Here is a 25,155-nt window from a genome sequence, read left to right on the forward strand (position 1 = left end):
CATGTATGATTTATGAATTTAATTTTTCTTTTAAGTAGGTTGCTGTATAGCTGTTTTTATTTAAACTAACCTCCTCAGGGGTGCCACAGGCAACTAATTCGCCTCCTTTTTCACCTCCCTCAGGACCAAGATCGATAATGTGATCTGCACATTTTATGAGTTCGAGATTATGTTCAATAACTATGATAGAGTGCCCCTTTTCAATTAAGGCTTCAAAGGATGTTAAAAGCTTTTGTATATCATGAAAATGTAATCCCGTAGTTGGCTCGTCAAAAATAAATAATGTTTTTTCCTTCGAATTTCCTTTCACCAAAAATGAGGCTAACTTAATTCTTTGTGCTTCTCCTCCTGAAAGCGTTGATGAACTTTGTCCAAGTGTTACATAGCCTAATCCAACATCCTGAAGCGGTTGAAGTTTATTAACAATCTTCGATTGATCAAACTTTTGGAAGAAGGTAATGGCATCATCTATAGTCATGTTTAATACATCATCGATGTTTTTATCCTCAAATTTAACTTCGAGAATTTCCTTTTTGAATCGCTTGCCCTTACAAGTTTCACACTCCAGGTGTACATCTGCCATAAATTGCATTTCGATGGTTACCTCACCTTCACCTTTACAGGTTTCACAGCGACCACCATCAACATTAAATGAAAAATGTTTGGGTTTATAACCTCTTAATTGAGCCAACTTCTGATCTGTAAAAAGACCGCGAATATCATCGTATGCTTTTATGTAGGTAACCGGATTACTTCGCGAGGATCTTCCGATTGGATTTTGATCCACAAACTCTACTGAAGAAATTGAACTGTATTTTCCGCCAATTTTAGAGAAGTGTCCTGCCTTTTCACCATAGCCACCTGTTTCTTTTAGAATTGTCGGGTATAAAATCTTTTTGACTAAAGTACTTTTTCCACTACCCGAAACGCCTGTCACCATGGTTAACATTTGTAATGGAAATGTAACATCTATATTCTTTAAGTTGTTCTCTCTTGCTCCTATAATCTCAATATATTCTTTGGAAGAACGCCTTTTTTGAGGAACTTTTATCTCTAATTGTCCATTGAGATATTGGGCGGTTAATGAGTCGCTTTTTAAAATTTCATTGTATACCCCTGAAGCAACTATATTACCTCCGTGCGTCCCTGCCTCAGGACCAATATCAATAATTTCATCAGCGGCCTTCATGATGTCTTCATCATGCTCGACTACAATAACGGTGTTCCCCAGATCTCGAAGAGATTTTAAAACTTTAATGAGTTTTTCAGTATCCTTTGGATGTAATCCTATACTAGGTTCGTCAAGGATATACATCGATCCTACCAGGCTGCTTCCTAGGGATGTAGCTAAATTAATTCGCTGTGATTCACCTCCTGAAAGCGTGTTAGACTTACGGTTAAGCGTTAAGTAATCCAAACCAACATTCGATAAAAATAGCAGGCGATTGTTGATTTCTTTTAATAGGCGTGACGCCACTTGTAAGTCGTAATCATTTAATTTTAACTTCGAAAAGAAGGCAGCTAAAGTATGTAGAGGCATTTCTACAAGGTCGGTAATGGTTTTATTGCCAATCTTTACATAATTTGCTTCTGGTCTGAGTCTTTTACCCTGACACGTCGTACATTTGGTTTTACCACGATATCGAGAAAGCATTACCCGATTCTGGATCTTATAACTCTTTTCTTCCAGCTCAGAGAAAAACTCATTGAGTCCAACAAAGTATTTATTTCCTTCCCAAACCAGTTCTTTTTGTTCTTCAGAAAGTTCAAACCATGGTTTATGAATAGGGAAATCAAATTTATAAGCATTATTAACCAATTGATCTCTATACCAGCTCATGCTTTCTCCTCGCCAGGGGAATACACAATTTTCATATACGGAAAGTCCTGAGTTTGGAATAACCAAATCCTGATCAATCCCTATGATATCACCATAACCTTCACAGGTTGGACAGGCACCATATGGGTTGTTAAAGCTAAACAAATGAATATTTGGTTCCAGAAACTGCATACCATCCAGTTCAAACTTATTTGTAAAATGAGTTTGCTTTCCAGATGGTAGTTCTTCAATGATACATTCGCCTTTCCCTTCAAAAAATGCGGTACTGGCAGCATCTGCAAGTCGGTTGAAGAAATCTTCATCTTTTCGAACCACTACACGATCCACCACCAAAAGAAAGTCATGGTCAATTTCTTCTTCAATAGTATCGATCCGTACGACATCACCTTTATACTTTATTCTTGCATAACCCTGCTGGGATAATATCTTGAGCATCTGAAGCATACTTCTATCCTCAGGTATATGTACCGGAGCCATTAAAAGTAACTTACTACCATCATTATAGCGTTTTACATAATCTACGACATCAGTTACCGTATGCTTTTTTACTTCTTTACCTGATACAGGAGAATGGGTTCTTCCAATACGTGCGTATAAGAGTTTCAGGTAGTCGTAGATCTCTGTAGTAGTCCCTACAGTCGATCTTGGGTTTGTTGAATTTACTTTTTGTTCAATGGCAATAGCCGGAGCGATCCCTTTAATGTAATCAACTTTTGGCTTATCCAGACGACCCAAAAATTGTCTTGCATATGACGAAAGACTCTCTACATATCTTCTTTGTCCTTCGGCATAAAGTGTGTCAAATGCCAAGCTCGATTTACCCGATCCCGACAGGCCTGTGATAACCACAAGTTTATTACGGGGAATAGCAACATTTATATTTTTAAGGTTGTGTAGTTTGGCACCTTTAATAATTATATTCTGCTTCGGGTCTAACGTAAGTATATCGGTCATAATAGTTTTCAAAAAAAAGTAAATACCATTTTCATGGATTTAAAATTGAAAATAGATGAAAACCACAAAGATAATGATCTATTTCCTGCTTTAAAAGCAGCTGGGCTAAACAAAAAAATGTTAAAAAGTAGCTGTGAAATTTGTGTTTTTTAAGAATATGTTTTTATATTTGAGTAGTTAACCGTCTAAACAAACACGCCTATTTAACAAAATTACTTTTTTATTACATATACGTTAAAGTACGTAGTATAAGCCCTAATCTTAAAAAAAAAGTAATTTTGTATGGAACAATTACCCAAAGACTCTACCCTTATTAGACGATACCTACAAGGAGAAGAACAAGCATTAGAACTTCTAATTAACAGACATTCTCAACGAATTTATAGCTTCATTTTTTCAAAGGTATGCGATCGAGACATCACTGAAGATATTTTTCAGGAAACTTTTATAAAGGTTATTCGAACTTTAAGAAAAGGAAAATATAACGAAGAAGGTAAGTTTGTCCCCTGGGTAATGCGTATTGCTCAGAATTTGGTAATTGACCATTTTAGAAAGAATGGACGTATGCCTAAGTTTGAGGGAACAGACGATTTTAATATTTTTTCCGTTCTGGGAGATTCTTCCTTGAATGCAGAAAGGCAAATTATAAAAGATCAGGTTGAGCAGGATGTTCGTGCATTAATCGAAGAACTACCCGACGATCAAAGGCAGGTGCTTATTATGCGTATGTACAAGGATATGAGTTTTAAAGAAATTGCAGAAACCACAGGAGTGAGTATTAATACGGCACTTGGAAGAATGCGTTATGCAATAATCAATATGCGAAAGATAATTGAGAAAAATAAAATTATTTTAACGAATTAAAACAATAAAGCATTAGTAGCCACGTTGATAAGGTATAATATTTAAAAGATCAATATGGCAAATTTTTACTCAAAAGAATTTTCAAACACCACAGAATTAAAACCTAATAGAGAGACAATAGATTTTCTGTTGAATTACTCTAGAGCTTTAAGTGTTATTAACTACAAAGATATTCAGTTTGAAAATATTTTAAACTAAATGACTGTGTAGCAAAAAAGGCCCGTTATTATTAGCGGGCCTTTTTTGTTTTATAATAGTCTTGAATAACGGTCTTTCTGCCAATTGTATTCGTGATAATATCCTTATTCAAATCCCATCCTCTTGCTGGCGAATATTGTCGGCCGTACCATATTATCTGCAGATGTAAAGAATTCCATTTTTCTTCAGGAAACAGTCTTTTGGCATCTTTTTCGGTCTGTACGACATTTTTACCATTGGTTAGCCCCCAGCGGTACATTAATCTATGTATGTGGGTGTCTACAGGAAACGCAGGTATACCAAAAGCCTGACTTACCACTACACTCGCTGTTTTGTGTCCGACTCCAGGCAGGGTTTCCAAAGTATCTATATCTTGTGGTACCTCACCATTATACTTATCTATGAGTATTTGTGATAATTCAGAAATGGCTTTAGATTTTTTAGGAGAAAGTCCGACAGGTTTAATGATATCCCTGATTTCTTCTACAGGAACCTTAGCCATTTGATAAGGATTGTCGGCTCGGTCAAAAAGGATAGGAGTAATTTGATTGACTCTTACATCGGTGCTCTGAGCTGATAACAATACAGCAATTAAGAGGGTATAGGGATCTTTATGATCTAAAGGAATTGGAATTTTCGGATATAATTCCTCTAGTTTTTCAATTACAAAGTCAACTTTTTCTGCTTTCGTCATGTTTTATATAAATTTGCTGGAAATGCTGAAGAACAAATTTGCAATTTTTATAGAAATTAGTTCTCTTTAATTTAGAAAAAACTTAAAAAAATAGCTTATGAACACATTAAAGCCAGGAGATAAAGTTGCAGACTTTACCGTAAACGATCAAGATGGAAATAAGGTGTCTTTATCTGATTTTAAAGGTAAAAAACTGATTGTTTTCTTTTATCCAAAAGCAAGTACACCAGGCTGTACGGCAGAAGCTTGTAATCTAAGAGATCATTATAAAGAATTACAAGATAAGGGATACGAATTGTTAGGAGTAAGTGCCGATTCTGAAAAGCGTCAATCTAATTTTAAAAGCAAATATGAATTTCCTTTCCCTTTACTCGCAGATGAAGAAAAGGAAGTCATTAATATTTTTGGAGTTTGGGGGCTTAAGAAGTTCATGGGGAAAGAATATGATGGAATCCACAGAAAGACCTTTATTTTAGATGAAAATGGGGTAGTGGAAAGGGTGATCGACAAAGTAAAAACAAAGGATCATGCAGCCCAAATTTTAGAGAATGCTTAAATAAAATGTTCTGTAAATAAAAAAAGCATCCGCGGAATCCGCGGATGCTTTTTTTTATAGTATAATTTTATACAGGGTACTCAAGTCCTATGAGCTTTCTGATCTCGTCCAAAAGACTAATTAATTGTATGCTAAAATCGTAGTTCATAATCGGACTTTCCTTTTTATTTTTTAAAAGGAGTTGGTTGAAATGAGCTATCTCATAACTGAAGCCTTTGGTGGTGTAACCAAAATCGAGCGTCTTTTGTTCGTTGTTTGCCACGATTGTTACGGTGGTAGGGCCATAAAAGCCTTCATTTATTTTGATTATACCATGTTCACAATAGAATGTTGCGGTTGTAGGTGTATCTTTAATAATGGTGCTATGTAAATATGCTTCCGACCGATTATTATAAGTAAACTTAACACTGCATTCAGTGTCAATTCCATTTTTATAAAATTTAGCCGATGCATTTATTTCTTTGGGAACTCCTAAGGCAGATAAGGCTATGAATACAGGATAAATACCAATATCTAACAAGCTTCCACCTCCGAGGTCTTTATTATATAATCTGGAGTCAGCATCAAATTCACTACTAAATCCAAAATCGGCTTCCAGTTTTTGAACTGTTCCAAACTCTTTGCGGTTAATAAGATTTAAAACATAGCGATAATGAGGTAGGAAATAGGTCCATAGTGCTTCCATTAAAAGAACATCGTGCTCCTTGGCAGTTGCGATCATTTCCAGTACCTGATCTTTGTTCATCGCGAATGGTTTCTCACATAACACGGCTTTTTTATGTTTGAGACAGGCAATGGTATATTCTTTATGATGCGTATGCGGGGTAGCGATGTATACCGCATCAATTTGCTCATCGGCAATTAATGATTCATAAGAGCCATATGCGTGTTGAGCATGATGCATTTTAGCAAATTCCTGGGCCTTATTTAGATCCCGGGAGGCTACACCATGAAGACATCCATTGCTAACGGTAAGTAAATCCGTTGCAAAGGATTGGGCTATATTTCCCAACCCGATGATACCCCATCGTATTTTATGATCTGTATCAGGCATTACGACGCTTTGGTGATATGAGCTGAAAAATAAGTGCCATAAGAATAACCAGGATGCAACCTATGAAGTTCAACCATAAATAGCTTAGCATTTCTTCACCTTCAGGCTGAATGCCAATGGCGAAATAATACGTAACAATAACTACTATTTGAGTGATAATGGCTGAAATAAAAGTAGCATTTCCCCGAATAAACTTAATAAAGAAGGCAATTAAAAATATGCCCAATATGTTTCCATAAAAAATAGACCCTATAATATTGACCAATTGAATCAGGTTTTCAAATAGCGATCCGAAGTTAGCAAACATAATAGCTATAAAACCCCATAACAAAGTAAACCACTTCGAAGCATTCAGGTAGTGTTTCTCAGTCTGTTCTTTTTTCTGGTACCGTTGGTATAAATCAATAGTAGTTATGGTTCCTAAGGCATTTAATTCAGATGCAGTTGAGGACATGGCAGCAGATAAAATTACCGCAAGTAATAAACCAATCAGTCCTTTAGGGATATTATTCAGAATGAAATGGATAAACACATAATCCTTGTCATTGGTTTCAAGATCTTTATCTACGGTATTTATAATTTCTTTTGCTGAATTGCGATAGTCTTTTTCTTTTTTATTAATTTCTTGAATATGTTCTTTGGCCTTCATGGTCATATCAAAATCTTTTACATCCAAAACGGATGCAAAATGGTCTTGAGCGATCTTTTTTTCTCGTTCAAGCTTTTGATAATCTTCTTCCAGCAATTTGTATTCCTCAGCTTTTTCTGATTTCAATACGGCTTCCGTGGCAGCAGGATTGAAATTTAAAGGCGCATGATTAAATTGATAGAAAACAAATACCATAGCCCCTACCAACAGTATAAAAAACTGCATAGGAACTTTGAAAAGTCCATTGAATATAAGTCCAAGTTGACTTTCCCGAACTGATTTTCCCGAAAGATATCGTTGAACCTGACTTTGATCTGTTCCAAAATATGCTAAAGCAAGAAACAGTCCTCCTGTAATTCCACTCCAGAAGGTGTACCTGCTCGAGGTGTCGAATGAAAAGTCGACAATATTAAGTTTATCGTTGGCTCCTGCAATTTTTAAGGCTTTATAGAAAGTAATATCATTTGGAAGGTAGCTTAAAATCAAAAAGAAAGCCACGAACATTCCGGTCATGATTACAAACATTTGTTGTTTCTGGGTAACACTAACAGCCTTTGTTCCTCCTGAAACAGTATAAATAATAACCAATACCCCAATTATAAGGTTGAGTGTTTTCAAGTCCCATCCCAAAACAGCAGAAAGAATTATAGATGGAGCAAAAATGGTAATACCGGCAGCCAGTCCGCGTTGAATCAAGAAGAGAATTGCGGCCAGGGATCGGGTTTTTAAATCGAATCGGTTTTCCAGAAATTCGTAGGCTGTATATACTTTTAGTTTGTGGTAAATAGGAACGAACACCATGCATATGATGATCATGGCCAGAGGAAGTCCAAAATAAAACTGAACAAACCCCATACCATCATGAAATGCCTGACCCGGAGTAGAGAGGAAGGTGATAGCACTAGCCTGAGTCGCCATTACGGATAGTCCTACAGTCCACCATTTGGCTTCATTACCACCAAGAATATAATCATTTACATTCTTACTCCCGCGGGTTTTCCAATAACCATACCCAACAATAAATAATAATGTCCCCGATAATACAATCCAATCTATTTCTTCCATAAACTAGCGATTCCCGGTCATTATTAGGTAAAAAACAATAATATAAATAGCGTTGGCAACCAATACTAAGGTGTACCATTTTTTCCATTCAAATTTATCTAGCATCTATTAACCTTTAATTTTTTTATCGTCTGTTTTAAGCTGTTCCTTACCAATTGATAACATATTGGTGAATAATTTGTATGCACCAGGAACACCTGCCGGCAGCTCTCTAAAGAAGCTAAGTCCCGTATAAATATAATAACCTTTTCCGTAAGGAGCGACTAACAAACTTCCTTTTTTAGCAGATTCACCTTTGTCGTTCATAGATAAAATTGGAGAAAATTCTGCTCCCCATTGATTAGGAAAATACAATCCTCTTTCCTGTACCCATCCATTGAAGTCATTTTGGGTAATTTTATTAGGGAAATTTATTAAAGAATGGTTTTTTGCTATAATGTTTACCTCTGAATTTTCGTCAGTTACCCTGTCTCGCGAAAGTTTTAGTTCGTAAGGAGCTAGGTTTTTAACAGGAAAGTCACCGCTCCTCCAGGTGGTATTGTATTGAACAATAACAGTACCTCCTTGCTTAACATACTCCAATAAAAATGACTGTTTGAATTTTAATTCATCCACGATATTATAGGCTCTGATTCCAACCACTACAGCATCAAATCGTTTTAAATTTTCAGCATTTATGTCTTCCGGTGCAATAGTCATTACATTATAACCAATTTGCTGTAAGCTTTCAGGCACAGCATCACCTGCACCAACAATGTACCCAATATTTTCCCCGGCTTTTTCAATGTTTAGACGAACTACCTTCGCCTCCGATGGCATGAGAACGGTCTGCGTAGGGATATGATCATAAGCAATCTCGGTTAAAGCTCCTGAATAAGCATCTCCATTAATCCGCACGAGAGGTTTAATGGTTGCGACATTTTCATTTGAAGGCGGAGTAACATTAAAGGTTACTGCTTTTTCTTCACCTTTATTCTTGATATTGAAATTAATAACTGCCGGATGTACTTCCCATCCTTCCGGCAGGTCTAGAGAAATTATACCTGTAATATTATCCTTAACTGCTCTCACCTTTAAGGAAATGTCTTTCGGTTGTGCATCTGAAAAGATATTGACTTTGTTTTCAAATGCTGCGGCTACAGGGGGTAAAATTTCAAATGGTTGATAAACTTCTCCCTTGGCAGGATCAGAATATTTATAAATAACATCTTTTACAATTGGGAGGGTAATAGAATTATCAAATACTAAATTAAAGGTTACGGATAGGGCTCTTGGTGTTTCAGGCTTCCCTATTAAGTTTTGGTCTTTTACCATATACATGCCTAACTCAGCTTTTTTTGTAAGCCAATAAGGAGCTGTATACGATAAGGTATCAGGTAAGACAACTTCCAATTCGATGTCTTCTTTCTCATTGTTGTTGAGCGGGGTGTTAAGCCCTTGTTGGGAATTGTTCAGACTGGTGCTGATACTTTTTAAAATTATAGCGGAATCACTTCTGTTTATGGCTTCGATTGAAAGGGTGATTTGATCTCCCGGGTTGGCAGAAACATCATTTGCAACCGCTTCCAGGTATAGTCCTGCACAAGCGGTAATGATTTGTTTGATCTCTTTTAATTTAAGAGCTCTCCAGTAGTCATCTTCAATTTTATTGATAAGTCCATAGGCATTTAAAAGATGGGGTAGATGAGAGGATGGATCTTTAAAATTAAAGTTCTCCTCAATCTTACCTAATATTTTCCCAATAGCTTCACCATTTTTAACCCTGCTCCAAGTGGTATTAATACCCTCAAATAAATTGGTTTTGTCTTTAGGCATATCGCCTTTGAGGAATTCCAGGTATTCGGTTTGACTTCCTCTTGAACCCATACTGCCAAAACCTTGAGAGCGGTGTTGACTTCTACTTAAGGCGGCTATTTCATTATTAGAAACTCCGCGTAGTGGGTAATAATTACCAATTTCAAATTCTAATAAATTGGTTTTATCTGCCTTTTCAAAGTTTTCCTGACTTCCATAAAACCACCATGAGGTGTTAAAAAACAAACGCTTGGGTTGCCAGGTAGCGGTATAGTTAAGTTGATCTGAAAATTTATCCGGGTTCGCTGCTAAGTCAAAAGCTTCAAAACTTAACATTGCTGAGGAGGTATGATGGCCATGGGTGGTACCGGGTGATCGATGATCAAATCGGTTGATAATAATATCGGGTCTGAAATTACGTATCGTCCAAACCACATCTGATAAAACCGCCTCTTTATTCCAAATGGCCAGGGTTTCATCCGGGTGTTTTGAGTAGCCAAAATCATTCGCACGCGAAAAAAACTGTTCACCACCATCAATTCTTCTTGCGGCCAATAACTCTTCAGACCGAAGTACGCCAAGGAGTTCTCTTAACTCTGGGCCAATGAGATTTTGCCCACCATCTCCACGGGTTAAGGAAAGGTAAGCGGTACGAGCTTTTAAATCGTTTGATAAATAAGATATCAGTCGTGTGTTTTCGTCATCAGGATGAGCTGCAATATACAGGGCGGAACCTAAAAAGTTAAGTTTTTGAATGGCTTCAAAAATTTCTGTGGCGTTATATTTTTTTGGTTGTTGAGCAATTAAATTGGATGTAAATAATAGACCAGCAAAAAGAAAAAGTATAGTTTTTCGCATAAAATTTGGTTTGTGTAACTCTTCCAAATATAGGAATTATGATACCTAAACCTATTGTTTTAGAAATTCTTTAACTAAATGCTGTCAATAGCATCATCCTGGCTGTCTTTTTCAATTTTCGTAACGCCAATTTGAAGAAAAAGGTTGTTGGGATAGGTAATAAGTTCCCCTTCATCAGTACGCAAGTGCATATGGAATGCTTTGATGTCTTCTATAATTCCCTCAGTTGGAAAATCTTTATTAAGTATTTTAATACGATCTCCAATTTTATACGGAAATGAAAAAAACAGAATGACCCCCGCAGTTATATTACTTAGAATCGACCATTGTGCAAAAAGGGCAACACCAATTACCGCAAAAACGGAAGATAGAATAAGACCAAGGTCATTAAAGTTAACCCCCCATATCAAACTCAAGATAGCCGCGAGCATTATAGACAGGGAAACATTGATGTATTTAATTATCAGAGTAGTTCGTGCGGTGTTAAAGTCACTAAGCTCACCAACCTTTTTCGCTGCTTTATGAAATATAAAACGCACAATCACTAAAATTACGATGGTAATCAGTGTTTGTAAAATTTCTTCACGATAAGAAGTTAAGAATACGTCCATATGAGTTATTCGACGATGGTTTTTAAAGTTTTATACAACAAATGTACAGGTAAACCTACGACATTAAAATAAGAACCCTCGATTTTTTTTATTCCTACGAGACCGATCCACTCTTGTATTCCATAAGCTCCGGCTTTATCAAAAGGCTGATAGTTTTTTATATAATAGTCTATTTCTTCGTCAGTAAGTTCATTAAAATAAACCTTCGTGATGGCGTTAACCGTTTTTTGCAATTGCGGTGTTGTAAAACAGATAGAGGTTATCACCTCGTGAACTTCACCCGATAGTGAACGGAGCATTTCGAAGGCTTCTTTTTCAGTCCCGGGCTTTCCTAAAGCCTTACCTTGATGCCAGACAATAGTATCTGAGGTGATTAATATATCCCGTTCTTTAAGAGTGTCTTTTAAAGGCAGGGCTTTAAGTTGCGCTAAAAAATCAGGAATATCGCTATAACGAAGCCTCTCCGGGCAAATCTCTTCGACAGGTTTTAATCGAATTTCAAAATCAAGTCCTAAATCTTTAAAAAATTTATGACGCCTTGGTGAGCCGGAAGCTAGAATCAGGTGATGGTTTTTTAAGAGGTCGTTTAGCATAGAAAATTTATTAATTAATCATATTGAGCATCTTTTTCATCCTCACCGTTCCATTTGCCCTGAACTTTTAAAACTTGTTCAATAATATCTCTTACACAGCCTTTACCTCCTTTTTTGTGAGAGATGTATTTTGAAATTTCTTTAATTTCAGAAGCTGCATCATTAGGACAACAAGGAAGCCCAACCAATTTCATCACCTCCAAATCAGGAATATCATCTCCCATATACATGACATTTTCAGCTTTGATTCCATAGATGTCCATGTATTCATCCATTTGTTCAGTTTTATGGTGAGTTCCCAGATAAATGTCTGTTACTCCAAGACCTTGCAGACGTTTACGAACTCCTTCGTTGCTACCTCCTGAAATGATACAAACATTATAACCTTTTTGAACAGCTGTTTTCAGGGCATACCCATCACGGGTAGTCATTTTTCGTAACATTTGTCCATCGGTCATAATTAATACGGTGCCATCTGTTAAAACACCGTCTACATCAAAAATAAAAGTAGTAATATGCTCCAGATACTCTTTATAACTTTTCTCTTCCATACAATGCTATTATAGAACGAGTCATTAACTCGTATATTTCTTTTTGAGATTTATTTGATAATTGTTGAAGTTGCGAATTTATGGTTTTTTGATCAGATCTTCTTGCAGGACCAGTTTGCGCTTCTTTTGGATTCATTGTCTGAATCTTTTTCGCCGTTTCTTCAATAAGCGGATGTAAAATTTCAAATGGGATATTATTTTCTTTACAAATCTCACTTCCAATATGATAAAGGTGATTGGTGAAATTATTGACAAATACGGCAGACAGGTGAATTACCTTTCGTTGTGCAGAGTTGATATGAAACACTTTGGGTGATATAGCACGTCCAAGTTTTTCTAAAACCTTCAGATCTCCTTCATTTTCAGCTTCTATACACAATGGAATTTGTTGAAAGTCTACTTCCTTTTCTTTTGAAAAACTCTGAAGAGGGTAAAAAACTCCTGCTTTGTTTGTTCTTTCAATAACCTCCATGGGCATGCTGCCTGAAGTGTGTACAACCAGGCGGTCTGTAAAGGGGAATTGCTTAGAAACCTCGGCAATAGCATCATCTGAAACAGCAATAATGTAAATATCGGCTGTAGTCAACCTCTGTAAATCGTGGATACATCGGTTGTTCATGTCATCTGAAACCGACCCTAATTCACTCCGGCTGTAAACCTGAACAACCTCGATGTCTTCCGTATTGCGAAATGCTTTATACAGGTGCGTGGCTAAATTGCCAGCCCCAATGAGTGCAACTGTTGTCATGCTGCTAAATTAAGCATACTAATTTATTTTATGTATAGGTATAAATAATAAAGAATCTGAAAGGAACTTCATGCATGAGTTTAAGAAAATTAATTATTAATACGAGCGCGGTCGAAACGTATTCATACGATATTAAAAATAATTCTCGACTGCGCTCGAACTAACAGCTTCCATAGCGATAGGGAGCCAAATTAAATTTTACGCACAAGATACTGTAATAGAGTGTGTATGGGCATCATCGCTAGAAGATGTAACTGTTATAGAATCATTGCCTTTTAACGAACTAAAGTTTGATGCCGTGATGATTACCGTGTGATTATGATCGGCACTACCTTCAATGTTATAGGTTTTCTCCGTACCAGCTTCAACATCTTCTTTAGACACGGTTAAAGTATGTCCATGATTTCCACCGATGGATGAATTGGTGCCATTTTGAAGACAATTGGCTGATGGGTCAGGCGTAGGGTCAGGATTTGGGGAAGGGCTTCCACTATCATCAGAGCCGGAGGAACAGCTCAGATAGGCATAGGCCGGTAATGCAATAAACATTGCCGCCAATGATTTTTGAATAAAAGACTTCCTGTCCATTTTTAAAGTTTTTAAATGTTGATTATAGGTTCTAAAGAAAAGGAGGTAGTTACAGCTTTAGTATTAAAGATACAAAAAACCTTACAGAACTTTACATTTTAATCTTTTGTCACTTAGGAAGAAATGATTCTTTAAGTATTGTTAATATCTATGAGAATCCATATATATACCCTATTTTTGCACACTGAAATTCGAATCAGAAACTTATTTTTACTTCAATGGTAGACCTTCTTAAAAAAACACTCTTCTCTACACGATTAATGGCTGTTTTATTTTTTGTTTTTGCCGTAGCGATGGCATTCGGAACATTTATCGAGAGTTGGTATAGTACAGATACTGCCCGCATCTGGATTTATAATGCTTGGTGGTTTGAAGTCATTATGGTACTTTTTGTAATAAATTTTATCGGAAATATTAAGAAGTACAAACTTCTTAAATGGGAACAATGGCCGGTTTTATTACTTCATTTGTCTTTTATATTAATCATTTCAGGAGCATTTGTTACCCGCTATATTAGTTTTGAGGGGATGATGCCAGTAAGGGAAGGTCAGTCGGTTGATTATATTTTAACGCACAAAACCTATTTGTCAGCCATGGTAGATGGTGAAATGAATGGAGAAATGCGAAGAAAAATGCTGCAAGAAGAGGTGTTACTAACTCCAGAAGCGGAAAAATCAAGTTTACCTTGGAGATCGGATTTCAACGGGCAGCCTTTTAAAATATCTTATGCTGGTTTTATTAAGGGAGCTGAAGAAGGTTTGATCGAAGATGAAAATGGCGATACTTATTTAAAGATTGTTGAAGCCGGTGGAGGTGAGCGGCATGATCACTACTTGAAAGAGGGAGAGATCTCAAGTATACATAATGTTCTTTTTGCATTCAACAAACCTACAGATGGCGCTATTAACATAAATATTACTGATACCTTAAGTACTATTAAATCGCCTTTTGAAGGAGAGTATATGCGTATGGCAGATCAGGCCCAGGGAAAACTGGTAAAAGATAGCTTACAAACACTTCAAATGAGATCGCTCTATTCTACTGCAGGTATGCAGTTCGTTTTTCCAGAACCTCCGGTTAAAGGGCATTATGGGGTTGTAGAGGCCAAAGAGAAGCATGAAAATATGCAAGATGCAGTCATTGTAGATGTAACCGTTGGTAATGAAACCAAACAAGTGAAATTGTTAGGTGGAAGAGGGTTTATTAATGATCCTAAAACAATACAATTGGGTGGACTCGATTTTCATTTGTCATATGGCTCAATACGTCATCAATTACCGTTCAGTATTAAATTAAACGATTTTATTGCTCAAAAATACCCAGGTACCGAAAAAGGATATGCATCATTTGAAAGTAAGGTAACGGTTCAGGATGAACGTCCATTCGATTACCATATATATATGAACCATGTATTGGATCACAAAGGTTATAGATTTTTCCAGGCAAATTTTGATCCTGATGAAAAAGGTTCGGTTTTCTCTGTGAATCATGACTATTGGGGAACCTGGATAACCTATATTGGCTATTTCTTGTTATATGCAGGATTAATGGGAATCATGTTTTTCGGTAAAACCCGCTTCAGAGAACTCGGAAAAAAACTGGAGAAGGTCAAAAGCAAAAAAGCAGCACTAACGGGAATGTTAGCATTTATGTTCATGCTTAATGGGTTTGCTCAGGAATCTCATCAACATACAGAAGAACATGTGCATACGACCGCCGAAGACCAGCATGCACATAATTTAACACCATCAAGTGCACAGGTAGATTCGGTGCTGAATTCAAGTATTGTATCCAAAGAACATGCTGATAAGTTTGGTCGTTTGGTGATTCAGGATGATGGAGGCCGGATGAAGCCTATCAATACTTTTGCTGCTGAGATGTTCAGAAAGTTGCACAAGAGTAATACTTTTAAAGGTATGGATCAGGATCAGGTGATGCTATCCATGATGAAGAACCCGTCGCTGTGGTATCATGTAGATTTTATTTACGTAACCAAAAAGAATGATAGTATACGTCAGATCATTGGGGTGCCTTCTGAACAGGAATTTGTGAGAGCCACAGATTTTTTTGATCAGAAAGGGACTTATAAGTTAGCTCCTTATTTACAGGAGGCCTATGCTACAAATACACCAAACCAGTTTCAAAAAGCTTTTAAAGAATTTGATTTGAAACTTGGTTTATTAAACAGGGCCTTAAGTGGGGAGATTTTAAAAATATTCCCGTTGACTGATAATGAAAATAATAAATGGATCTCGAGAACTGAATTCAATACAGGTCAATTCGAGGTACAGGATTCCCTTTATGCTAATTTCATTAATAACTCGATACCATATTACTTGATGATGTTACGTCAGGCTCAAACTACTGGCGATTATGCTGAAGCAGATAAAATGCTCGAGGCTTTTAAGCAAAATCAAAAAAATTACGGAGGAGAGGTTTTACCATCTGAAAATAAAATCAAAGCGGAAATTCTCTATAACAAGATCAATATCTTTCAGAAATTGATGATGTACTATTTATTAGTAGGATTGTTGATGTTTGTTTTGATTATCACACAGATTTTTAAAGATGCCAAATGGACTCAAAAGTTCATTACCGGAGGAAAGTATGTGTTGTTTGCCCTGTTTGTATTGCAAACAGCAGGCCTGGCTTTTAGATGGTATATAAGTGGTCATGCTCCCTGGAGTGATGCCTATGAAAGTGTTATTTATGTAGGATGGGCAACCATGGGCATGGGATTGTTATTTGCACGAAAAAGTGATATGACGGTTGCTGCCACTGCTTTTGTTACCGCAATAATTCTGTGGGGTGCTCACATGAATTGGCTTGATCCATCTATTGCAAATCTTCAACCTGTACTGAACAGTTATTGGCTAATGATTCATGTTGCTGTTATAGTAGGTAGTTATGGTCCTTTTACTTTAGGAATGATATTAGGGTTGGTTGCTTTGTTACTTATAATTTTTACCAGTAACAAGAACAAGAAAAAGATGCAGTTGGCCTTACAAGAAATAACAATTATCAATGAACTTGCGCTTACGGTTGGTTTAGTGATGCTCACTATTGGAAACTTCCTGGGTGGTCAGTGGGCTAACGAAAGCTGGGGTAGATACTGGGGATGGGATCCTAAAGAAACCTGGGCACTTATAAGTATTATGGTCTATGCATTCGTGATTCATATGCGATTAGTACCTGGATTAAGAGGACGTTGGGCCTTTAATTTTGCAAGTGTTGTAGCTTATGCAAGTATCATGATGACATACTTTGGAGTGAACTTCTATTTATCAGGACTCCATAGTTATGCAAGTGGAGATAAAGTGATTACCCCTAACTTTGTTTACTATAGTGTGGCTGTGGTAGCTGTGATAGGTGCTATTAGCTACTGGAAAGGTAAGAAGTACTATAAAAATGGGAATGGCGTTAAGGTGAAGAAATAAATAGATTATAAAGATATAAAAGCCGCTTTTTAGCGGCTTTTTTTATGGTAGATATAATAAGGAAATACCTGTTGCTAAAGGTGTTTTATCTTTATTTATAAAAATGAGGGTTGAAGTATATAGTAAACTAATAGGATAATCCCGCCGTAGATTGAATATTCCTGAAGATGGAATTTAAAATGTTTAAGTGCTTTATTAGTATGGTTTTCTACCGTTCTAACTGATATATTTAGTTGTTGTGCTATTTCTTGGTTATTATAATTTTTAATTCTGCTTAAATAGAACACATTTCGACATTTTTGGGGTAAGGATTCCATAGTTTTTAAGACTTGGTTTTCAAGATCTAAATAATACACATGATCTTTAATATTGTTGGACGTAGGTAAATCTTCCAGGATGTCATCTCGAAGTTCAATATATTTTGAATTTCTAATTGCATTTGAAATTTTATAACGTAAGGCTTGAAATAAATAAGCCTCGATGTTTCTGATGTCTGTTTCAGGGGCTTTTTTCCAAAGACTGATAAAAATTTCTTGCACAATATCTTCACATGTCTGTTGATTATCAATTATTTTATGGGCATAAACAAACATTCTTTTCCAATATTTCTCATAAAAATACTTCAGAGCTTTGGGACTTTGTTGTTGTAGTAAATTAACTAAAAGTGTATCCTCGTAAGACTGACCCATGGACTTAATAATTATCTAGAGTATAAATTTATACTCATGCTTTTAATGAAAAGCTATCTATGCTTTATCCTTGCGTTATGAAAATGATTAGTTTAATGTTAATACTCCCCTGCATTTAAATGCAGGGGAGTGAAGTTATTAGTTAATGACGGCATTAACGATAATAGGAAAGTGGTCTGAAATAAATTTCGAACCTCTTTGACCATCAAGTACATGATGTTTTAAAATCGTAATATTACCTCGATAAAAAATATAATCTATGCGCTCTTTGTTACTATCAGGCTCAATTTTGAATCCGTTAAATGTATAATCAGGTCCATATAGCTGATCGGTATTCATATAAGTGTCATAGAAATATCCATCAGTGTTTGATGTTGTAAGTATTTTATAAGGTTGAGAGGAAGGAGTAAGGTTAAAGTCCCCAGTAATGAAGTAAGGATGCTTGCCCGCTATTTGTCTAGCTTTTTTAGTTAATAGCTCAGCACTTTTTAATCTGGCCATTTTACCTTTATGATCAAAATGCGTATTAAAAAAATAAAAGACGCTTCCGGACTGTTTGTCCCTTAGTTTAACATAAGTAACAATTCGGGGTAAGGCTGCATCCCATCCTTTGGAATTAACTTTTTCTGGTGTTTTTGATAACCAGAATGTATTGCTTTCTAAAAGTATATATTTTTCTTTCTTATAAAAAATTGGGCAATATTCACCTTCTTTACCTCCATTCCTTCCAATTCCAACAAATTTATATTTCGGTAAACGATTACTCATATCGTTCAACTGTCGATCAATAACCTCTTGAGCTCCCAATACGTCAATGTCCATAAAATTAATACTGTTACAGAGCCAGTCTTTACGATGATCCCAAATATTGATACCGTCATTCGGACTGGCATATCGTATATTTGTGGACATAATTTTTAATAAATTTTTCTCTTGTGCTTGTGTTTTTGTAGCAAGTATACTACCTACAAACGTTAGTAGTATGACTGATTTTGTGACGAATTTTGTCATGATCGTTTTAGTTTTTATTCCCATCCAGGATTTTGTGTTAGACTTGGATTTAATTGAAGTTCAACCCTTGGAATAGGATATAGGTAATCTCTGTTTTCATCAAAGGTTCGATTATTGAAGTCAGGTTGAGGGTCTACTAAATTGTTTTCGTCCAGAAATATATCTGCTCCCAATTTAATATATTGTATACCCGCAGTTTGGTTTCCAGGAGTATCTCCTTCATATAAAACAACATCTATCTGACCATCATTATCGAGATCGTATGACCCTGTCCCCGGAAAGTACAATCCACGTAATGGTTGGGTTATAGTCTGACCAGACTTCCACCTTACGATATCATCCCATCTATGATTTTCCATATAAAGTTCAATGCGTCGTTCTCTCCTTATTTCTAGGATTAATCCTTTGTTGGTTCCATTAACATTAGGGTATTGATTTTCAAGATATGGGTCAGGAATTGAATTTGCCTCAGCTAATATTAAGGGTGGCATCCCAACTCTGTTTCTAAGCATCTGTATTGAATTATCAAGGTCACTTTGAGTAATAGTCCCAAGCTCAGCCTTGGCTTCAGCAAAATTTAAAACAACTTCACCGAACCGTAAGATTGGTAAATCGTTTACGGATTCATCGTAGGTATCATACATAGGTTCAGTAACAAATTTGGTTAATTGATAACCTGTCATTGTTGCACCTAAATTAGGTGCAATGTTTAAGGATTCGCCCTTTCTACGATACCCCGGTGTTCTTATTGTCTGTGATAAGCGAGGATCTCTGTCAGAAACCTCTTCGATAAAGGAAAGTTGGTTGAAGTTAGCTTTATCAGTGAACCTCGAACCATCTTTCATTAAGTAACTATTAACCATGTCTTTAGGCATACCAGGTCTTCCGTACGATGAGGTTGTGGTGTAATAATTTACATTGTGGTCAATGGCTAAACTCTGTGTAAACTGTCTGCTTAAGATAACTTCACTAGTTTCTGTTTCAAGGGAATTGAATAAGTTCATATAGTCACTTGAATGATTACCTGTAGTATAAACGCCATAGGGAGCGTTATTCATTAATTCTTCAGAAGCATCTATGCATGATTGTAAATATTTTTCATAACCAGTAATTCCCCTATACTTTTCAAATGTACCCTCGTATAGACTTATTCTCGATTTAAGGGCTAAAGCACTGTATTTGGTAATTCGATAAGCCTGAACCTCCTCATTTAGATTTTCTATTGCATAATCAAGATCTTCTAAAATTCGATCCATCACAAATTGTCTATTATCTCTGGGTTTTTGTAAACTCTCAACGTCTGACGGATCGATTGTATAATCGTACCAAGGAACATCTCCAAAGCGTTTTATTTTATCGAAATAGAAGTAAGCTCTAAAGAAACGGGCTATACCTCCATAATGCTTTTTAGCATTTTCATCATCGCATTTTTGGTAGTTTTCCAGAAAAAAATTAATGTCTCTCAGGTATTCCCAATTCCATCCTCCACCTGTGGTTGGAATTAGTCGTGTACCTCTCATTTCATCACTTAAGGTTGTGGTTATTATATTGTCCGCCTTAGCATCACCACTGTAAATGGAACTTTCCGGAAACATTCTGTAAAATCCATTAGTATATAATTCTAGATCACTAGCCTTTAGAAAAAAGTTTTCAGCAGTAACATCAGATAGTGGTTCTTTATTCAAATACTCATCGCTACATCCAATACTAATAAGCCCAAAAAAGACCATAAGTATTGACCAACAATTATTAATTTTCATATAATTCATATTATCTGTTTTGTATTTCATGGTATTATGATTAGAATTGAAGTGACATCCCTATTGAATATATCTTAGAGAAAGGAACTGTTTGAGCGGTACTTCTGTTCGTCGAAGTTGATGGGCTATTAAGATTAACGGAATTACTCGCAGCTTCCGGGTCTATATAATCCGTTAATTTTGTAAAAGTAAATAGGTTTTCACCGCTAAAGTAGATCCTTAATTTTGATATCGGTAGTTTTTCCATTACTTGATCCGAAAGGGTATATCCCAGACTTAAGTTTTTTAACCTTAGATAGGATATATCTTGAAGGTATCTATTGTTAACAGCTCCAAGGGCATCGTTATCTGATAATGCAATATATCCGAAAAGACGAGGGAAATACGCATCTGTATTTTCTGGTGTCCAAATATTGTTTGCTAAATCTTTTCTTATAAAAGAATCATAAGGTCTGTTATACATAGCCCAAAATGCTCTGGAGTCTCTATGTGGGTACCAATCTTGTTTGCCCACTCCTTGGAAGAAAGCTGAAAGATCGAAACCTTTCCAGGATCCACTTACTTTAAAGCTGTATAAATAATGAGGAGCCGTATTTCCAATTATACTACGATCACCAGGGTTGTCTAGAGTATTTTCCCCCTCATTAATTACGCCATCGCCATTAAGGTCAATATATTTCACATCTCCTGGCTGTAATCCTCCAGCGGCCATAATACGGTTCGAAACACGCGTTTGATCTGCATGCCCTTGAATTTCATCTTCTGACTGAAATAAACCGTCAATGTGATACCCCCATAATTCACCAATCGTCATGCCTTCATAAAAATCTAGCAGGCTGTTTTTTGGATTGTCGAACCTGGTTATTTCTGTTTTGGAGTCGGATAATGAACCGGTTACTGAAAATTCGAATGGTGCATTTCCTAACATGAAATTGTTCGTATATCCTAAAGAAAGTTCAAAGCCTTTAGTGCGGAGATCAGCTGCATTTTCTTGAGGAGAAGGAGTCCCTAAAACACTTGGCAGAGTAGCTCCCGCAGTTAACATGCCTTCTGTATCCCTTTGAAACAGATCCAGACTTGTGGTCAGAGCATTGTTAAAAAAGCCCAGGTCAATACCAAGATTTTTTGTTTTTACCTTCTCCCAGGTAATTTGGTTAGGGTTAAGGCTTGGAGATTCTATGTAACCTAAGGATGCACCATCCATGGCATAGCTTGAGTTTATACCTTTGTTCAGGGTAGGTATATATGCATAGTTTCCGACGTTTTGATTTCCGAGTGATCCATAAGATGCTCTCAATTTCAATAAGCTTAGGGTATTTATATTTTTAAAGAAGTTTTCTCTACTTACAATCCATCCTGTTGAAACAGAAGGAAAGAATCCCCATCTATGAGCTTCCGGAAATCTGGAAGATCCATCATATCTACCATTCACTTCAACTAAATATTTTTTCTTGTAGTCGTATGATAATCGATAAAAGACCCCTTGGAGTGCCCATTCAGAAGCACTTCCCATGGTTTCCGGGTTCGAAGTTGCTAATCCAAGTGAATTAAGATCATCTGAGATACTATTTTGTTTACTGGCTTGAATACTTTTTATAAAATAGGATTCTTGGTTAAATCCGGCCATACCACTCAATGAATGATTTCCCAATTGCTTTTTGTATTCTCCGTATATATTAAAAGCATTATAACTCGATTGATTGTTGTACTCGGTAATCTTGTCATTACCAAATGTAGCCAGGTTGTTCACAAAAATGGAATATGGAATTCGTGTTGATCTTTGAAAACGATTAAAGTTAACTTTTCTAATAGCATAGCTGGTCGTTATTTCCAAGCCGTTCATAGGTTTAATATGAGCAGAAACAATATTTGAAAATTCTGATTGATCAGTAACTTGTTTAGATTTACCGTGTAAAAGAGAAGCGTAAACACCATCACCTACAGTATAGTTATTCAATTCTGTTCTCCATAGAGATGAACCATCCGGATTTACTGGGACATAAGAAGGCAAAGCATGTACCCAAATTAGACTTCCCCAAATACTCCGATATCCATATTGACTACCACCATGCTCTACATCATCAGTGTTGTTAAACTGCATGTTATTAGTAAAGCTAAGCCAATCATTAACTTCCATATCAATTTTACCTCTGAGGTTGTATTGTTTGAATATATCGTCCTGAACTTTTAATATTCCAGTAGCTTGATAGTTTCGGTAAGAAAAATAACCTTTTACCTTTTCAGACCCTCCAGATACAGATACATCGGTTATATAAGAGGGATAAGATTTTCTGAAGAAAGAATCCCACCAATCAGTAGCTCCATAATGAATATACTGTTCTTTACCATTGCGAATGTCTTTTATAACTCTGGCCTTTGAAGGGTTTTTAGAGACCTCGAGTAAAGCTTGATAATCTTGCTCAGAATATCCAGTATACGACCTCCCAACTGCAGTTCTAAATGCTTCATCAACAAGTGTTACGGCCCTGTATGGGTCCGTCACGAAATTAGTGTTAATGGTAGGGGAGCTAAACGCTGTCGTATTTCCTACATTGACTGTAAGATTACCCTTTTTAGCTTTTTTGGTCGTTACTAATACAACTCCAAAAGCTCCACGTGCACCATAGATTGCAGAGGCTCCGGCATCTTTCAAGACACTTATGGAAGCAATATCGTTAGGGTTTAGTTTATTAATATCCCCTTCAACACCATCTACGATTATGAGTGGCGATCCACCATTTATAGATGTAAATCCTCTAATGTTTATTCGTGGAGAGGTTCCCGGTTTTCCGCTTGATTGTGTTATGTTTAAACCGGGGCTAACTCCTTGAAGTGCATTTGCAGCATTTGATAATGGCCTTTCTTCAATCGATTTGGGATCTATTTTATTAACCGCGTCGATCAGTGTTTCTTTACTTTTTTCACCGTAACCTATTACCACAACTTCATCCAACATTTCTTGTTCAGCTTCCATAATTAAATTAAATGTGTTATCCCTGGCTGAAACATTAACTGATATCGTTTTCATCCCGATATACGTAATTTCAAGGACGCTTCCTGCAGGCGCTGCTAATTTAAAATTACCATCAAAATCTGTTGTAACCCCATTAGAAGTTCCCTTTATCATTACATTAACTCCCATCAGAGGAATACCATCTTTATCGGTAATGGTTCCGTTAACGACTACGTCATTTTCAGACGCTTTTTTAATGTTTACGGCAATTGTATTATTAATTCGCTTGAATTCTATTTGAAAAATTTTACTAAGATCTTCGAGAATTACATCGAGTTTTTCATTTTGATAATTGAGGGTTTTACGTTTAGCTAGTTTTTTTATTTTTTCATTGTAAATGAAAGTTACTTCTGATTGACTCTCAATAGTACTTAAAATGTCGCATAAATGTTTTTCTTCTATGGAGATGGAAATCCCATTCTCAGCACTGTGATATGCGTAGGCAGGAATTGAGATTGGTATCAGAAAAAGAAATATGATCAAGAATATAGGGTTTAAATTCCTGATTTGTATTTTTTGTATTTTTGTTTTCATTATTTTTAAAAATGTATTCTATTAAGTTTTTCACTGACTTTTTAGATGTTCATGAGCCTTTCTTGTTGGAGCAGGAAAGGCTTTCTTTTTATTATTCACTTCTAATTTTGTTCATGGTGTCTTTTTTTAAATAAATTGTTTTTTCGTCTGAAAAGGAATAAGTGATTCCAGTTGAAAATTTTAAACTCTCTAAAACCTCTTCCAAACTTGGGTTAATGTATTTACCATTTACTTTTATTTCCTTTAGAGCCGGATCGGATATGATGATATTGATGTCAAACCATTTCTCTAATACATGAGCTGTAGCTTCCAGATTGTTTCCGTTTAAAGCAATTATATTTTCTTTCCAAGCCGCATCTAATTTTGAGTCATGTTGATGATTTACTTCTAATTGTTGCCTCGAATGATCATATAATAATTGATCATTTTTAATTAGTTTTTCATCAATTCTGTGCTTAAGGTTGTACACATTAACCTTTCCCGAGGTGACACTTACAATTGTAGCGTTGTTATTTTTATCTGGAGTTTTTATGTTAAAAGAAGTACCAAGAACCTTGGTTGTAAATTCATTCGTCTCTACCGTGAAAGGTTTGTTTATATCTCTATGAACATCAAAATAGGCTTCCCCTTGTAGTTTAACATTCCTTTCTGTTTGATTATAATTACTTCGATAAGAAAGTTGGCTTCCTGAGTTTAGAAATACCAATGTGCCGTCAGGTAATGAGACCTCTTTTTTCTCACCTAACTTCGTGTATACTATATGAGTTTTGAGCTCTTGGTTTTCGTTTATGAAATACCCTAAACTTAGAAGGAATAAAAGACTTGCTGTATATTTTAAAATATTCATGGGGAGTAAAAGAGATGTACGAAGTCTCTTCCTGGAAATTTCCTTTTTGATGCCTTTGTAGATTTTTTTCTTAATAAAGACTTCTGAATCATTAAGAAGAATGTTATGATCTTGACATTTATCAAAATATGATTCAATGATTACTTTTTCATCGTATGAACAGGACCCATCATTATATTTTTTAAGCAGGTGTAAAAAGTATTCTTTTTTTAATGACATATATTTCGGTGTTTCATGCAATAAGTCA

Annotated in this window: 18 protein-coding genes; 3 read left to right on the forward strand and 15 right to left on the reverse strand. The window is 36.0% G+C overall.

Annotated elements, in window-relative coordinates; all coding sequences use genetic code 11:
• Positions 1-10: 10 nt before the first annotated feature.
• Entirely contained in the window at positions 11-2,794 is a 2,784-nt protein-coding gene (uvrA, locus tag P278_RS04115; RefSeq protein WP_038262784.1) for an excinuclease ABC subunit UvrA, read from the reverse strand.
• 282 nt (positions 2,795-3,076) lie between these two features.
• Here uvrA and P278_RS04120 point away from each other — a divergent pair, with 282 nt between their 5' ends.
• Positions 3,077-3,658 (forward strand): RNA polymerase sigma factor, encoded by a 582-nt coding sequence (locus P278_RS04120; protein ID WP_038262787.1) that lies wholly within the window; start codon positions 3,077-3,079, stop codon positions 3,656-3,658.
• Positions 3,659-3,887: 229 nt separating this feature from the next.
• Here the strand turns inward: P278_RS04120 and nth are convergent, their stop codons facing one another.
• On the reverse strand, positions 3,888-4,550 hold the full coding sequence (nth, locus tag P278_RS04125; protein WP_038262789.1) for an endonuclease III: 663 nt from the start codon (positions 4,548-4,550) through the stop codon (positions 3,888-3,890).
• 97 nt (positions 4,551-4,647) lie between these two features.
• Between nth and bcp the strand changes: the two genes are divergently transcribed.
• A complete protein-coding gene (gene bcp / locus P278_RS04130; protein ID WP_038262792.1) occupies positions 4,648-5,106 on the forward strand; it encodes a thioredoxin-dependent thiol peroxidase in 459 nt (152 codons plus the stop codon).
• Positions 5,107-5,173: 67 nt separating this feature from the next.
• Here bcp and P278_RS04135 read toward each other — a convergent pair whose 3' ends face one another.
• The 8 genes from P278_RS04135 to P278_RS04170 form a co-directional block, all read right to left on the reverse strand.
• Positions 5,174-6,160, reverse strand: coding sequence for a Gfo/Idh/MocA family protein (locus P278_RS04135; RefSeq protein WP_038262795.1), 987 nt, complete (start codon positions 6,158-6,160; stop codon positions 5,174-5,176).
• Positions 6,153-7,874, reverse strand: coding sequence for a sodium:solute symporter (locus P278_RS04140; protein WP_038262798.1), 1,722 nt, complete (start codon positions 7,872-7,874; stop codon positions 6,153-6,155). Before P278_RS04140 ends, P278_RS04135 begins: the two co-directional genes overlap by 8 nt.
• 108 nt (positions 7,875-7,982) lie before the next feature.
• Entirely contained in the window at positions 7,983-10,526 is a 2,544-nt protein-coding gene (locus tag P278_RS04145) for a PIG-L family deacetylase (protein WP_038262801.1), read from the reverse strand.
• Positions 10,527-10,600: 74 nt separating this feature from the next.
• Positions 10,601-11,137 (reverse strand): mechanosensitive ion channel domain-containing protein, encoded by a 537-nt coding sequence (locus tag P278_RS04150; protein ID WP_038262804.1) that lies wholly within the window; start codon positions 11,135-11,137, stop codon positions 10,601-10,603.
• Positions 11,138-11,142: 5 nt separating this feature from the next.
• The gene (locus tag P278_RS04155) at positions 11,143-11,730 is read right to left on the reverse strand and encodes a Maf-like protein (RefSeq protein ID WP_038262807.1); all 588 of its coding nucleotides are present in this window, start codon (positions 11,728-11,730) and stop codon (positions 11,143-11,145) included.
• 14 nt (positions 11,731-11,744) lie between these two features.
• Entirely contained in the window at positions 11,745-12,281 is a 537-nt protein-coding gene (locus tag P278_RS04160) for a KdsC family phosphatase (protein ID WP_038262811.1), read from the reverse strand.
• Complete coding sequence (locus P278_RS04165) at positions 12,262-13,029, reverse strand: Rossmann-like and DUF2520 domain-containing protein (protein WP_038262813.1); 768 nt, start codon at positions 13,027-13,029, stop codon at positions 12,262-12,264. Before P278_RS04165 ends, P278_RS04160 begins: the two co-directional genes overlap by 20 nt.
• Positions 13,030-13,227: 198 nt before the next feature.
• Positions 13,228-13,617: a hypothetical protein gene (locus P278_RS04170; protein ID WP_038262815.1), complete on the reverse strand. Its 390-nt coding sequence runs from the start codon at positions 13,615-13,617 to the stop codon at positions 13,228-13,230.
• A gap of 218 nt (positions 13,618-13,835) precedes the next feature.
• Between P278_RS04170 and ccsA the strand changes: the two genes are divergently transcribed.
• Complete coding sequence (gene ccsA / locus P278_RS04175; RefSeq protein WP_038262816.1) at positions 13,836-17,054, forward strand: cytochrome c biogenesis protein; 3,219 nt, start codon at positions 13,836-13,838, stop codon at positions 17,052-17,054.
• Positions 17,055-17,149: 95 nt separating this feature from the next.
• On the opposite strand, the gene P278_RS04180 is transcribed toward ccsA, so the two are convergent.
• The 5 genes from P278_RS04180 to P278_RS04200 all read right to left on the reverse strand — a co-directional run bounded on the left by P278_RS04180 (position 17,150) and on the right by P278_RS04200 (position 25,127).
• Complete coding sequence (locus P278_RS04180; protein ID WP_082436083.1) at positions 17,150-17,743, reverse strand: RNA polymerase sigma factor; 594 nt, start codon at positions 17,741-17,743, stop codon at positions 17,150-17,152.
• 138 nt (positions 17,744-17,881) lie between these two features.
• Positions 17,882-18,655 carry an endonuclease/exonuclease/phosphatase family protein gene (locus tag P278_RS04185; RefSeq protein ID WP_161808338.1) on the reverse strand — a complete coding sequence of 258 codons (774 nt, stop codon included), beginning with the start codon at positions 18,653-18,655 and terminating at the stop codon, positions 17,882-17,884.
• Between the two features lie 113 nt (positions 18,656-18,768).
• Entirely contained in the window at positions 18,769-20,544 is a 1,776-nt protein-coding gene (locus P278_RS04190) for a RagB/SusD family nutrient uptake outer membrane protein (RefSeq protein ID WP_235444245.1), read from the reverse strand.
• A 10-nt stretch (positions 20,545-20,554) separates the two neighbouring features.
• Complete coding sequence (locus tag P278_RS04195) at positions 20,555-24,061, reverse strand: SusC/RagA family TonB-linked outer membrane protein (RefSeq protein WP_038262820.1); 3,507 nt, start codon at positions 24,059-24,061, stop codon at positions 20,555-20,557.
• 91 nt (positions 24,062-24,152) lie between these two features.
• Positions 24,153-25,127 (reverse strand): FecR family protein, encoded by a 975-nt coding sequence (locus P278_RS04200; RefSeq protein WP_038262823.1) that lies wholly within the window; start codon positions 25,125-25,127, stop codon positions 24,153-24,155.
• Positions 25,128-25,155 lie beyond the last annotated feature (28 nt).

The organism is Zhouia amylolytica AD3, assembly GCF_000511935.2.
GTDB lineage: Bacteria > Bacteroidota > Bacteroidia > Flavobacteriales > Flavobacteriaceae > Zhouia > Zhouia amylolytica.